General features: G+C 68.6%; 12 protein-coding genes and 1 tRNA gene. 8 read left to right on the forward strand and 5 right to left on the reverse strand.

Features of this window, described 5'->3' with window-relative positions; all coding sequences use genetic code 11:
* Genes KXD97_RS22200 through der form a run of 3 tightly spaced genes read left to right on the forward strand, consistent with a single transcriptional unit; the run spans nt 1 to nt 2,836 of the window.
* Complete coding sequence (locus KXD97_RS22200; RefSeq protein ID WP_260752454.1) at nt 1–744, forward strand: pseudouridine synthase; 744 nt, start codon at nt 1–3, stop codon at nt 742–744.
* Complete coding sequence (gene cmk, locus KXD97_RS22205) at nt 741–1,427, forward strand: (d)CMP kinase (RefSeq protein WP_260752455.1); 687 nt, start codon at nt 741–743, stop codon at nt 1,425–1,427. The genes KXD97_RS22200 and cmk overlap by 4 nt, the downstream gene beginning before the upstream one ends.
* On the forward strand, nt 1,424–2,836 hold the full coding sequence (gene der, locus KXD97_RS22210) for a ribosome biogenesis GTPase Der (RefSeq protein ID WP_260752456.1): 1,413 nt from the start codon (nt 1,424–1,426) through the stop codon (nt 2,834–2,836). The genes cmk and der overlap by 4 nt, the downstream gene beginning before the upstream one ends.
* On the opposite strand, the gene KXD97_RS22215 is transcribed toward der, so the two are convergent.
* Nucleotides 2,820–5,573, reverse strand: coding sequence for a hypothetical protein (locus KXD97_RS22215; protein WP_260752457.1), 2,754 nt, complete (start codon nt 5,571–5,573; stop codon nt 2,820–2,822). The genes der and KXD97_RS22215 overlap by 17 nt on opposite strands.
* Nucleotides 5,574–5,682: 109 nt before the next feature.
* Between KXD97_RS22215 and KXD97_RS22220 the strand changes: the two genes are divergently transcribed.
* Together KXD97_RS22220 and KXD97_RS22225 are read left to right on the forward strand one after the other, a co-directional pair.
* Nucleotides 5,683–6,450: a sulfite exporter TauE/SafE family protein gene (locus KXD97_RS22220; RefSeq protein WP_260758115.1), complete on the forward strand. Its 768-nt coding sequence runs from the start codon at nt 5,683–5,685 to the stop codon at nt 6,448–6,450.
* Nucleotides 6,451–6,660: 210 nt separating this feature from the next.
* The gene (locus KXD97_RS22225) at nt 6,661–7,575 is read left to right on the forward strand and encodes a sulfite exporter TauE/SafE family protein (RefSeq protein ID WP_260752460.1); all 915 of its coding nucleotides are present in this window, start codon (nt 6,661–6,663) and stop codon (nt 7,573–7,575) included.
* Here the strand turns inward: KXD97_RS22225 and KXD97_RS22230 are convergent.
* A complete protein-coding gene (locus tag KXD97_RS22230; protein ID WP_260752461.1) occupies nt 7,555–9,045 on the reverse strand; it encodes a cryptochrome/photolyase family protein in 1,491 nt (496 codons plus the stop codon). The genes KXD97_RS22225 and KXD97_RS22230 overlap by 21 nt on opposite strands.
* Nucleotides 9,046–9,461: 416 nt before the next feature.
* Nucleotides 9,462–9,815 carry a hypothetical protein gene (locus KXD97_RS22235; protein WP_260752462.1) on the reverse strand — a complete coding sequence of 118 codons (354 nt, stop codon included), beginning with the start codon at nt 9,813–9,815 and terminating at the stop codon, nt 9,462–9,464.
* A gap of 214 nt (nt 9,816–10,029) precedes the next feature.
* On the opposite strand from KXD97_RS22235, the gene KXD97_RS22240 reads away from it, so the two are divergent.
* A tRNA-Pro gene (locus KXD97_RS22240) sits at nt 10,030–10,106 on the forward strand.
* A gap of 129 nt (nt 10,107–10,235) precedes the next feature.
* Here KXD97_RS22240 and KXD97_RS22245 read toward each other — a convergent pair.
* Both KXD97_RS22245 and KXD97_RS22250 read right to left on the reverse strand, forming a co-directional pair.
* On the reverse strand, nt 10,236–11,642 hold the full coding sequence (locus KXD97_RS22245; RefSeq protein ID WP_260752464.1) for a site-specific integrase: 1,407 nt from the start codon (nt 11,640–11,642) through the stop codon (nt 10,236–10,238).
* Entirely contained in the window at nt 11,639–12,238 is a 600-nt protein-coding gene (locus tag KXD97_RS22250; RefSeq protein WP_260752465.1) for a hypothetical protein, read from the reverse strand. The genes KXD97_RS22245 and KXD97_RS22250 overlap by 4 nt, the downstream gene beginning before the upstream one ends.
* 94 nt (nt 12,239–12,332) lie before the next feature.
* On the opposite strand from KXD97_RS22250, the gene KXD97_RS22255 reads away from it, so the two are divergent.
* Nucleotides 12,333–12,554 carry an AlpA family transcriptional regulator gene (locus KXD97_RS22255; RefSeq protein ID WP_260752467.1) on the forward strand — a complete coding sequence of 74 codons (222 nt, stop codon included), beginning with the start codon at nt 12,333–12,335 and terminating at the stop codon, nt 12,552–12,554.
* A 112-nt stretch (nt 12,555–12,666) separates the two neighbouring features.
* Nucleotides 12,667–12,876 (forward strand): AlpA family transcriptional regulator, encoded by a 210-nt coding sequence (locus KXD97_RS22260; protein WP_260752468.1) that lies wholly within the window; start codon nt 12,667–12,669, stop codon nt 12,874–12,876.
* The last annotated feature ends 131 nt before the right edge of the window (nt 12,877–13,007 follow it).

A 13,007-nucleotide genomic window follows, 5' to 3' on the forward strand; every position in this document is an offset into this window, starting at 1 on the left:
ATGACAGACGACGACGGGGTCCGCCTGCAGAAGGTGTTGTCCCAGGCCGGAATTGCATCCCGCCGAGTAGCGGAGAAGATGATCCGGGACGGCCGGGTCGAGGTGGACGGGCAGATCGTCACCGAGCTCGGAACCCGGGTGGATCCCGCGGCCTCGGTGATCCGGGTCGACGGATCGCGGATCTCGATCGACGACACCCTGGTGCACCTGGCGATCAACAAGCCCCGCGGCATGCACTCGACGATGTCCGACGACCGCGGTCGACCCTGCGTGGGCGACCTGGTGGAGCACCGGGTGCGCGGCAACAAGAAGCTCTTCCATGTCGGGCGGCTGGACGCCGACACCGAGGGCCTGCTGCTGCTGACCAACGACGGGGAACTGGCGCACCGCTTGATGCACCCGTCGTTCGAGGTGCCCAAGTCCTATGTCGCGACGGTGCTCGGCTCGGTGCCCAAGGGGTTGGGCCGCAAGCTGCGTGACGGGATCGAGCTCGACGACGGGCCGGTCCGGCTCGACGATTTCGCGGTGGTAGACACCGTGCCCGGTCGTACGCTGGTGCGGGTGACGCTGCACGAGGGCCGCAAACGGATCGTGCGGCGGCTGCTGGGCGAGGTCGGCTTCCCGGTGCAGGAACTGGTGCGCACCGACATCGGCGCGGTCACCCTCGGTGATCAGCGTCCCGGCAGCATCCGGCCGTTGACCCAGAAGGAGATCGGCGAACTGTACAAGGCGGTGGGATTGTGAGCCCCTCGGTGGTGGTCGCGATCGACGGGCCTGCCGGGACCGGAAAGTCCACGGTGGCAAGGGGTTTGGCGACTTCGCTGAATGCCCGTTACCTCGACACCGGCGCGATGTACCGCATCGTGACGCTGGCGGTGCTGCGCGCAGGGGTCGATCCGGCCGATGCGGCGGCCGTCGGGGCCGTCGCGCAGACCGTCGAGTTGGCGGTCGGCAGCGATCCGGCTCAGGACCGGTCCTATCTGGCAGGCGAGGACGTTTCGCTCGAGATCCGCGGTGACGCCGTCACCAAAGCCGTGTCGGCGGTCTCGGCCGTACCGGCGGTGCGGGCCCGGCTGGTCGCACTGCAACGTGAATTGGCCTCGGCGCCGGACAGTGTCGTGGTCGAGGGCCGCGACATCGGCACCGTGGTGCTGCCCGATGCCGACGTCAAGATCTTCCTGACCGCCTCGGCGGAGGAGCGGGCCCGGCGCCGTCACGACCAGAACGTCGCCGCGGGTCTGCCCGGTGACTACGAGGCGGTGCTCGCCGACGTCCGGCGCCGCGACCACCTGGATTCCACCCGTGCGGTGTCGCCGTTGCGCGCCGCCGACGATGCGCTGGTGGTGGACACCAGCACCATGAACCAGTCCGAGGTCGTGACCTACCTGACCGGGCTCGTCGAACAGAAAGCTGGGGTCACCCGATGAGCGAGGACGGCACCTGGTCGCAGGAGAGCGATTGGGAGATCGGCGCCGAAGAGGTCGCGGACGCGATCGAGGAGGTTTCCGCGCCGCCGCCGGTGATCGCCGTGGTCGGGCGGCCCAACGTCGGAAAGTCGACGCTGGTCAACCGGATCCTGGGCCGGCGCGAGGCGGTGGTGCAGGACGTCCCCGGCGTGACCCGGGACCGCGTGTCCTATGACGCGAGCTGGTCCGGTCAGCGTTTCGTCGTGCAGGACACCGGCGGCTGGGAACCCGACGCCAAAGGCCTGCAGCAGCTGGTCGCCGAGCAGGCCTCGGTGGCGATGCGCACCGCCGACGCCATCATCTTCGTGGTCGACTCCGTCGTCGGCGCCACCGCCGCCGACGAGGCCGCCGCAAAACTGTTGCAGCGCTCTGGGAAACCGGTGTTCCTGGCCGCGAACAAAGTCGACAACGAGCGGGGCGAAGCGGATGCGGCGGCGCTGTGGTCGCTCGGGCTGGGACAGCCCCACTCGATCAGCGCCATGCACGGCCGCGGCGTCGCCGACCTGCTCGATGTCGTCGTCGACGCGCTGCCCACCATCTCCGAGGTGGCCGGCGCCGGTGGCGGCGGTCCGCGCCGGGTGGCGCTGGTGGGCAAGCCCAACGTCGGCAAATCCTCGCTGCTGAACCGCCTGTCCGGCGACGAGCGGTCGGTGGTGCACGACGTGGCGGGAACCACCGTGGACCCGGTCGACTCGCTGATCGAGATGGACGGCAAGCTCTGGCGTTTCGTCGACACCGCGGGTCTGCGCCGCAAGGTCGGGCAGGCCAGCGGCCACGAGTTCTACGCCTCGGTGCGCACCCATGGCGCGATCGACGCCGCCGAGGTGGCGATCGTGCTCGTCGACGCGTCGCAGCCCCTGACCGAACAGGACCAGCGCGTGCTGTCGATGGTGATCGAGGCGGGGCGGGCGCTGGTGCTGGCGTTCAACAAGTGGGACCTGGTCGACGAAGACCGTCGCTACCTGCTCGACCGTGAGATCGATCTGCAGCTCGCGCAACTGCAGTGGGCGCCGCGGGTGAACATCTCGGCCAAGACCGGCCGCGCGGTGCAGAAACTGGTGCCCGCACTGGAGACCGCGCTGCGGTCCTGGGACACCCGGGTGCCGACCGGCCGGCTCAACACGTTCTTCAAGGAGGTCGTCGCCGCGACGCCGCCACCGGTGCGCGGCGGTAAGCAGCCCCGGATCCTGTTCGCCACCCAGGCGACCGCGCGTCCGCCGACTTTTGTGCTGTTCACCACCGGGTTCCTGGAGGCCGGCTATCGCCGCTTCCTGGAACGCAAACTGCGTGAGACGTTCGGGTTCGAGGGCAGTCCGATCAGGATCAATGTGCGCGTCCGGGAGAAGAGGGGCGCTAAGTCCCGCCGGTGACGTCGGTGACGTCCGGCAGCGGTGGGGCCGGCTCGTCGGCGAGCAGTTCGGCTAGGGCGGCCCAGTAGGCGGGCGCCCGCGGGTAGTCGCTGTGGGTCTGCACCTCGGCGAGGTAGTCGACCCGGACGACTTCCTCCGCGAACCGGTCGATCGGATTGGCGGGGTAGCCGTACGCCGGGAAACCGAGATAATCGGTGCGGCGCCACAGGTTTCGCCACCGCAGCCTGCCGTCCGCCGAGAGCCGGCCGACGACGGACTCGCTGCGCGAGGCGCCGATGACCTCGTCGGCGCCGAACCGACGCGGGTGAGCCTCGATCTCGTGCGACCACGGGTCCGGTGTCCACAGGCTGCTCGACGCGCACGCCTGGACGCCGAGCACGTTCGGGCCGAGCAACTCCGGGAAGATACGGCTGAAGTACGCGCGCAGCTGGCTGCCGTAGGTCAGCAGCGAGATGCGGGACTTGTCGGCGATCCGCGGCGACAGCAGGACTGCCACCGCGAGCGCCGATCCCAGGCTGTGCGCCGACAGGACGATCTGCCGCTCGGCGACGGTCTGGGCCGGGGCCTCGCGTGAGGTCAGCCAGACGCGGCACCGCTCGATCAGTTCCGGCACCGCGCGCTCGGCATAGCAGGGCGGCGCCAACGGGTGCCCGGCGCGCGGCAGGAAACACATGAGATCCCACGCCAGCCCGAGCGGACGGGCTCCGCCCAGCAGGCTTCCGCCGACCGTGAGCACGACGAGGGTGACCCCACTGCCGGCGAGCACCAGCATCCCGAGGTCGAGGGCGGTCCGCAGCGCGGCGACGTTCTGCCCCCGCCACGCCGACACCCCGATCGCGGCGAGCATTCCGCTCGTACCGGTGAGCACCAGCAGCATCACGTAGCCCTCCGCGCGGTGAGCGATGGCGGCGGTCCGACGCCGTTGCAGAACGGAGGGCCGGGGCGGTTCGGCGGTGGCGGACGCGGGATGCCCTCCCTCGCGTGGTTCGAGGGCACTCCAGCGCAACGACGTCCACACCGGCGGGATCACCCCGACGAGCAGCACCAGGAGCATCGGCAGGCAGGCGGCGCCGAACCACACATACGGCAGCGGCACCTCCAGGTTGGGCGAGGCCAACTCGGCGGAACAGCAGGGCAGGGGTGAATCCGCCGGGCCGCGAACCGGTTTCACGCCGTCGGCCAGTGACGCCGCGGTGTTGGCGCCGTTCAGCCAGTTGCCCGCCGCGGTGGCCACGGCGCTGGACAGCAGCATCGCGACCAGCGTGGCCAGCAGCAGGAAGACCCCCGGCGCCGAACCGTTCCACGCCGTGTCGCTCGGGGCCGGGCCGCGGTCCGGCGGCGGGTGCGCGATCAGCCAGGACCTCACCGCCAGGAACGCGACCAGCGACACGACGATCAGCGCAGCCGCGATGGTGCGCCGGAAATCGTTGTGCTCCAAGATCATCCAGACCAGTAGCGCCAACGGGACGAGAGCCGCCACCGACGGCAGGTGCCGACGGCCGGTCGCCGCGGTGAGACGCCACAACGACGCGGCCAGTCCGATCGCGATCAGGGTGGCCAGCAGAAGCGTCGGCACGGCCGAACTTCCGAACAGGTGCCGGATCTCGGGTTCGGTGTGTCCGTACACCGTGGCCAGGACCGTCGACTGACACCCGAACAACAACAGCGCGGCGATCACCGCGGGCCACTGCGGCCAGGATCGCGTCCCGTCGCGTCCGGGACCCAGCCCGACCCGGACGTCCACCGCGTAGTCCCCGGCTTTGATCAGGCTCACCACGATGAGCATGAGCACGACGATTCCCGCGACGACGACCGCGATCTGCACTGCGGGATGCGGTGGGGAGTCGACGCCGAACAGCATGTGCATCGCCGTGGCGATGGACACCACCGTGGCGGTGGCGGCCACATGCAGTCGCGCGGTGACCCCGGTGATCCGGCGATGGCTCCAGAACCCTGCCACCGACAGCAACGGCCAGCCCGGTTCCGCGGTCGCCGCTTCGGCCTCGGACCGCCCCGGCGCCCCGGGAGTGCGCAGGCTCGCCGGCGTGACGCCGATCCGGTCGTGCGACACCGGGCCGATGGACTCGGGTTGTTCGTAGCGGACCCGCGTCGCGGCGCTGAGTGCGAGCAGCCCCGCGATCAGCGCGACCGGAACCAGGCTGAGCACGGCAAGCCTTCGCGGCTGCCCCAGCCGGGCCAGCACATCGAGAAATGTCGGCAGCCCCCCGCACACCTTGGTCTGACCGACGAAGCACTGCACGGCCACCAGGTCGAGGACGACGGTCGACGCGGTGACCGCCATGAGCACGGTCAGCAGCAGGGCCGCGACCCGCAGCGTGGCGGCGCCGTGGCCCCACCGGCTGCGCCGCTGGGGCTGTCCGTCGGTGCGGTCGTTCGGCCCGTCGTCGACCCGCCGGGTCCAGTAGGCGACGTTCACCAGACCGAACGGCAGCAGCAGCGCCCAACCCGTCCGCGTGAGCGCACCGGCGACGCGGCTGACGCCGGAACCGGCGCCCAGTGAGGTCCGGGCCATCTCACCCCACGAGTAGGCCTCGCGCTCGATGTCTGCGCGCAAGTGCGACTTGGCGCGCCCGGCGGCCGTCGGACGCCAGAAGCTGCCGAGTTTGTCACCGGCGACCTTCTCGACGTCGCGCAGGTCGAGCCCGAGCATCGCCTCCGGCTTGGTGTTGTTGACGCCGTGAATTCGCAGCTCGAGCAACCACCGGTCCTCGGCCATGCTTCCCCCAAAGTCGCAGCCGCCTCGGACTGTACTGACGCCGCCGCGGCACTGCGCAGGTTTGGCCGGATGCCCCGCCGTTAGGGTGAGCCCAGTGTCCGCACTCGACATGGTCCTCATCGCGCTTGCCGGGGTCGGCGCCGGCGCTATCAACGCCATCGTCGGCTCCGGGACGCTGATCACGTTCCCGACGCTGGTGACTCTGGGCTTCCCGCCGGTGACGGCGACCATGTCCAACGCCGTCGGCCTGGTCGCCGGCGGAGTGTCGGGAACCTGGGGATACCGGCGCGAACTGCGCGGGCAGTGGCACCGGCTGCGCTGGCAGATCCCGGCCTCGTTCATCGGTGCGGCCGGCGGGGCGTGGCTGCTCCTGCACCTGCCGGAGAAAGTGTTCACCACGGTTGTTCCCGTGTTGCTGGTGGTGGCTCTCGCGCTGGTGGTGGTCGGTCCCCGCATCCAGAACTGGGCCAGGCAGCGCGCCGAGGCCGCTGGCCGGTCCGCCGACCACGTGTCGGCAGCGCGGATGGCCGCGTTGGTGGCCGCGACGTTCGCGGTCGGGGTGTACGGCGGCTATTTCACCGCGGCTCAGGGGATCCTTCTGATCGCCGCGATGGGCGCGCTGCTGCCCGAGGACATGCAGCGGATGAACGCGGCCAAGAACCTGCTGTCGCTGATCGTCAACATCGTCGCCGCGGTGGCCTACACCGTGGTGGCGTTCGACCGGATCAGCTGGGCCGCGGCAGGGTTGATCGCGATCGGTTCACTGGTCGGCGGGTTCCTCGGCGCGCACTATGGGCGCCGGCTGTCGCCGAACGCGTTGCGCGCCGTGATCGTCGTGGTGGGCCTCGTCGGGTTGTATCGACTGCTGACCGTGTAACCTGTGCGGAGCTTAGGAGTACAACTCGACGATGGGATCCTCGATGGTTGATCGTGTGCTGTGCGCACCGGCGCCGTCCGAGGTGTCCGCGCTCGAGCCCTTCTGGCCGTCGCGTCGGCTGATGGCCTTCGACGAGTGGTGTTGTCCGCGTCCCTGACGCCCCCACCCGTCCGTCCGGTCACGCGGTGACCGCAGCTTCCGAAAGCAGCCATGCGTTCGCTTCTCATCTTCACGCTTGTCGGTGTCGGCGCCCAACTGGTCGACGGTGCACTGGGCATGGCGTTCGGTGTCACCGCCACGACGCTGCTGGTGCTGTCCGGCGTCGGGGCCGCCCAGGCCAGCGCCGCGATCCATCTCGCCGAGGTCGGCACCACGTTCGCCTCCGGGGTGTCGCACTGGAAGTTCAAGAACATCGACTGGGCGCTGGTCGCCAAGCTGGGAGGGCCGGGCGCGGTCGGCGCGTTCCTCGGCGCCACCGTGCTCTCCTCGCTGTCCACCGAGCACGCGGCGCCGCTGATGGCCGCGATCCTGGTCGCGATCGGCGCCTACGTGTTGCTGCGGTTCTCGCTGCGCACCCCGTTGACGCTGGCGCGGGGGACCAATCACAGCGTCAAGTTCCTCGCCCCGCTGGGGTTGTTCGGCGGGTTCATCGACGCGTCGGGCGGAGGCGGCTGGGGTCCGGTGACCACCAGCACGCTGCTGTCGCAAGGCAAGACCGCGCCGCGGACGGTGATCGGCTCGGTCAGCGCGTCGGAGTTCCTGGTGGCGGTGTCGGCGTCGCTGGGCTTCCTGATCGGGCTGCGGCAGGAGTTCCTGGAGAACTGGCCGGTGGTGGTCGGACTCATGGTCGGCGGGGTGATCGCCGCACCGTTCGCGGCGTGGCTGGTGACCAAAGTCAGCCCGGCGCTGCTGGGCAGCGCGGTGGGCGGTGTCATCGTGCTGACCAACAGCCAGAAACTGGTGCACTTCTTCGACATTCAGTGGCCGTGGTCGACGGCCATCTACTCGGTGATCGTGGTGGCATGGGCGTCCCTGGTGATCTACGCGTGGCGCACGTCGCGGGGCCCGAGGTTCGCACCGGAGACGGCGGCCGCCGACGCGGCGTCAGAACCGGTCGCGCGCTGATTCCTGCTCGATGACGGACTCGAGGTCGCCGAGCCGCTCCATCGACGACACCACACGGCGGGTGCGCATGTTCTTGGCCAGCCGGTCGCGGTTCCGGTGGCTGAATGCCCAATAGCCGGCGGTGAACGGGCACGCGTCGTCTCCGAGCCGCTTCTTGGGGTCGTAGGCACAGTCGCCGCAGTGGTCGCTCATCTTGTTGATGTAGGCGCCGCCGGAGGTGTACGGCTTCGTGGCCAGCAGCCCACCGTCGGCGTGCTGGCTCATTCCGACCACGTTGGTGGGCATCACCCATCCGAAGCCGTCGACGTAGGCGGTGGCGAACCACTCGGTGAGCTCGTCGGGCCGGTAGCCGCGTTGCAGCGCGTGGCTGCCGAGGATCATCAGCCGCTGGATGTGGTGCGTCCAGCCACGGTCGCGAACCCCTTTGAGCGCGTGGTGCAGGCACCGGGCAGTGACGGCGTCGGCGTCGAGCTCCGACCACCAGGCCGGTAGCGGGGTGCGCGCTTTGAGCTCGTTGTGGTCTGTGTAGTCGGGGCCGAAGTGCCAGTACAGGTGCCACATGTATTCGCGCCAGCCGAGGATCTGCCGGATGAATCCCTCGACGGCGGCCAGCGGCGCCCGCTTGTCCCGGTAAGCGCGCTCGGCGGCTTCCACCGCCTCCAGTGGATGCAGAACGCCGAGGTTGAGGGGGACCGACAGCAGTGAGTGCGCCATCGCCCAGTCCTCACCCATGATGGCGTCCTCAAAGCGACCGAACAGCGGCAGCCGGTGTTCGATGAACCGGGACAGCGCCCGCTTCGCCTCGGCAGGGGTGACGGCGAACAGGCGGGCCCCGTCCGCGCCGACGGTGTCGAGGTCCATGCCGTCGAGGTCGCGGCGGACCTGCTCGTCGATGTCGTCCTCGCGGGGCCGGTACGGTGCCGGCGCGCCGAGGGTGGGCTGCTTCTTCGGGGGAGGTTCCCGGTTGTCCTCGTCGTAGTTCCACCGGTTGCCGACGGGTTCGGCGCCGTTCATCAGCACGTCGAAGCGGCGGCGTTGGTCGCGGTAGAAGTCTTCCATCCGGAAGCGGGTGCGCTGCCCGGCCCACTCCTGGAAGTCGTTGCGCGACAGGGCGAAGGTCGGCGTGGGCAGCACATCGGCGACCAAGCCCTGTTCCTTGAGGCGGTGGACGAACTTCTCGGCGGCGTGCGAGGTGGGCTGGTGGACGAGCACCGGTCGTTTGAAGCGCTTCAGCGCATCGGTATAGGTGTCGGCTTGCACCAGCGTGGCGCGCTCACCCAGGTCGCGGTCGGCGTGCCGCAGTGCCGAGAGCACCAGGTGCAGCTTCTGGCGGTGGTAACGACGCTTGCGCAACGCGGAGGCGGCCTTGACGAGCAGGACCTCGCGGTGGGCGTGCTCGCCGCCGTGCACGGCCGGCCCGAGCTGGTCGGCGAACAGCCACAGGGGAGTGTCGTCGCGCGCGGGGGCCACCGCATCGAGGCTACGGCCGAAAGCGCGCGGCAACGCGTTCTCAGCGTGATTGACAACCGCGTGATTAACTACCGCACGCGAGGGTATGCCAGCGAACAGTCATGGGCCGTGCGCGGTGTGCAGAGCAGAGCGTCACCCGATCGCAGACCCCCGTCCATCACAGGAGGCCTGTGGTGGTGAAAGCGTGCCTGGAGTAGTGATGAGTGTCGTGTTGTTGGGGCCGATGAGCCGGTGCGCGAACTGCCGCCGCGTTCCCCCAAATGGGAAGCGCTGGCCGTATGTCGCCGGCAGCGACCGTTTCTGCTGTTTGGATTGCCTGTACGGGCTGCATCCGGAGCTACAGAAAGAGGCTCTGTAACCGCGGCAGCGTGCGGAGGAGGCGCCACCTCCGTCAGTTCCGCGCAAGTGGTACGCCGTCACTCCGCTTTTTCGACCACCTCCTGGTACTGCGTCATGATCTGGGCAAGTCCGTCTTCGACGAATGCGTCGGCGATCCGCAGGTGTGAAACCACGAGTCGCACTCGACTGAGCATCTGCTGGAACTCCTTGGTGTGGCGCACCGCGTCGATCTGGTCCGTGGTTCCCTTGGCCACAAGGAATCCAGTGATATCACCAGTCGGCGCGAGCACCGTGATGTCGAAGCCCTCGATCTTCCCTTCCTTCTGGAGTCGGGCCCAGTACTTCATCGAGTCGCCGTAGACTTCGAGGGCCAGCTTCTCCCGTCCGGGTACGGGCTCTCCCCAAACTGTGCACAGAGCGGCCTCGGCCATGTTCCTTCCCCTTCCGTGACCCCCCTAGTCGTCGATTATCGACCGCTCGGATGCCGACGAATAGGGCTGATGAGGTGTTCTCTCCGGGGCGCTGTCAAAGTCAAATGAAAGTGGGACAACCACATGGTTTGCACTCGACGGCCGGGCAGTTGGGATCTCAGCGTGGGGCTGAGGTAGAGTTTCGTCCGCCTGCCGGCGATCCCGGAAGGCACCGCGGGCTGTGGCGCAGCTTGGTAGCGCACTTGACTGGGGGTCAAGTGGTCGCAGGTTCAAATCCTGTCAGCCCGACCATCGAAAACCCGCTCTGACCAGTGTCGGAGCGGGTTTCTCGCTCTAGGAGTCGAGACTCACTATGACGCCAGCTTGCCAATAACTTGCCAAGGTGTTTCGGCGGTTGCCGCCAGCGTGCCGGAAGGCGGATCAGCCGAACAGGGCAGTGCTCGCCGCCTTGAGCTCATCGGCCTTGGCGTCGGAGTAGATCGACAGCGACACCGCCGGATCGTGGCCGTGCCACGCGGCCACGATGTGCACCGGGTGGTGCTGGTCGAGCATCAGCGACACCGACGTATTGCGCAGCCCCTTGAGGTGGATTCGGCGCAGCCCCGCTGCCTTTCGCAGGCGGTGGAATTCATCGGAGAACCATTCGTGACGCACCGGCCCGGTGTCAGGTTGCACCGCTATCAGGCGGTCATCAGACCACTCGACGCCGAGCGCCAACGCCTCCGACTTCTGACGAGTCTTGAGACTGCGCAGAGCCTCGGTCAATTCGCCGGGTAGCGGCAGATCCCGGCGAGAGCGCCGCGACTTCGGCGCACCTTCGACTGTCTCGGTACCTACCGCGACCCGGCCTTGCCGGATGCGCAGGATCTCCCCGTCGATATCCGACCACCGCAGTCCCAGCACCTCGGAGCGCCGCAGCCCGTACATGCTCAACAGCCAGCAGGCATAGAGGCGATGACCCCGCGCCGCTTCGCGGAACTGCTGCACCTCGGCCACAGTCCACGACTTCGCGGTGCGCTCGCACTCGCCGACTTCGCGGGCCTGGCTGTCATCCCGATGGCCGTCCTTCGGGCGCTCGACCAGGGCGATGACGTTGCGGGGGAGGACGCCCTGATCTACGAAAGACTGCACGACCGCGGTGAACCGGGTCAGCGTCGAGCGCACCGAGACCACACCGACGCCGCCGAGGTCGTCGGACTCACCGCCTGGGGGCTGTGCGGCCAGGACATAAACAGCCCGTCGCGGTCGCGCGACCCGGCCGGCGCGAACCAGCCCCGACAGGCACGTATGTACGTCATCAGCGGGGAACGCCGCCGCGAGTTCGCGCGACGAGATGCCTTCGGGGTGGGCCGCGATAACGGCTGCCACCCGACCGGCCAGCGACTCAGGGCGGTAGTGCCGTGGCGACTGCCGACCGGCCGTGAGCATCCATTCGACCAAGCTGTCACCGTCAGCCTTAGTGAGCTGCTGCAACTTCTTGCCGCCGAGGTGACGGCGCACCGGCTTGAGGTCGTTGCGGTAGCCCTCCAACGTGACTCGACGCACGCCCCGGCGACCGGCAAGCCACTGGTCACATGCCTCGTCCACCGTCAGCGTCGTTGCCTTGGCGTAGGTGCCTGCGGCCACCTCGGCAGTTATCCGGTGCCACTCTTTCCGGGCCTCCGTCAGGGTGCGGTAGGTGAATCTGCGGCGGTCGCGAGAGCCGTCCGGCTTGGTGCCCACGTCGGCCTGAAACCAATAGCTCTTGGTCCCGTTCTGCGCCGTGTGTTTGGTGATCGGCGCCGCGCGGCGGGTGCGCTTGGAACGGTCGGCGTCGGCAGCGCTCATAGATTGTTCTCCTGGTTGCGGCGGGCGGTGAGTGTGTCTCGTTGCTTGGGCGACGGCCTGCGCGGAATCTCGATGCCGTCGAGGAGTCCTTCGGTGCGGGCCTTGGCGATCATGCGGTCCAAGGTGCGCGTGCCCACCCCGAGCTGTGCGGCGACAGTGGGCCGCACCGGCAGGCCGTTCATAATCGCGTTTTCGATCAGGTCGGGCAGCTTCACCAAGCGGTCGTCAGCGTTGTCAGGTTGGGTGAAGGTGTCGCGCTGATCGTCGGGCATCGCGAACGCGCCACCGCCGCGGGAGATCCACTGCCGCGCTGAGTAGGCCAGGCGACGCGCCGGGACGGAGCGCAGCGCCTCATAGTCGACAGGCTCGGAGCCCGGGTCGTCGGCCACGATGGTCAGCTCCGCGAGCGCGGGTGCGTTGCCCTTGGTGGCGGTGACCCGAACGACGTAGGTATATGGGTGATCATGCAGCCGAATCGCCACGCGCTCATCAGGTTTCGGCGTCCGGTAGCGCGGCTTTGTGCCCTTCTTCGGCGGGTCCGCATAGTCAACGGACTCGACGTCGCCGCGCTGTAATGCCGGTGGTGTCTTGGTCACCGTGGCGGTCTCCTCGTCTATTTCGCCTCGCAGTGCGTGAGATGGCGAGTGTATGTCCTGGACATTCGCCACACAAGTAGGCACGCTGGTGGGTATGACACTACAGCCTGCACATTCGCCAACCGTTCCGACTCTCGATGACCTGCGCCGGGAGCCGCCGTTGATCAGCGTCGGGCGCGCGGCGCAGTACGTGGGGGTGAGCCGCGCGTTCGGCTACACGATGGCCAAAGAGGGCCGGTTGCCGGTGGTCAAGCTGGGCTCACGCCGGGTGAAGGTCAAGAGCGCCGCGCTGCTGGCGATGCTGGAGGGCGAGTAGTCGCGCCAAGAGCGTTGTATGACAACACCTTTCAGCTCTGCGCAGTCATCCCGCTTGCCGCCCTGCCGAGTAACGTGCGCGCTACCTGCCCCCGCAACAAAGGAGCCCCGCTGTGGCCGATCCCGTGACCGTTATCCATCTGCTGGACCCGCCCGCTGCGGCGCGCTACATCAACATGAGCCCGGAGACGATGCGCGTCTGGCGCCGCACCGGTACCGGCCCGGCGTTCATCCGCGTCGCGAGCAACCGTGTGCGCTACCGGGTTTCTGATCTCGACGCCTGGCTCGACGGGCTGCGCGTGACGACCGGCGACCAGGACTGAACCACCCCCAGAGACAGGTTCGCCGCCGGTCCCTGACCAAGACCGGCGGCGACTTAACCCAATGTCCCATCCCCGCAAAAGAACAGGAACACAGTGAATACTACGTCCTCCGAGGTCACCTGCGCCGGTTC

Origin of the sequence: Mycobacterium sp. SMC-8, from assembly GCF_025263565.1 — a bacterium.
GTDB lineage: Bacteria > Actinomycetota > Actinomycetes > Mycobacteriales > Mycobacteriaceae > Mycobacterium.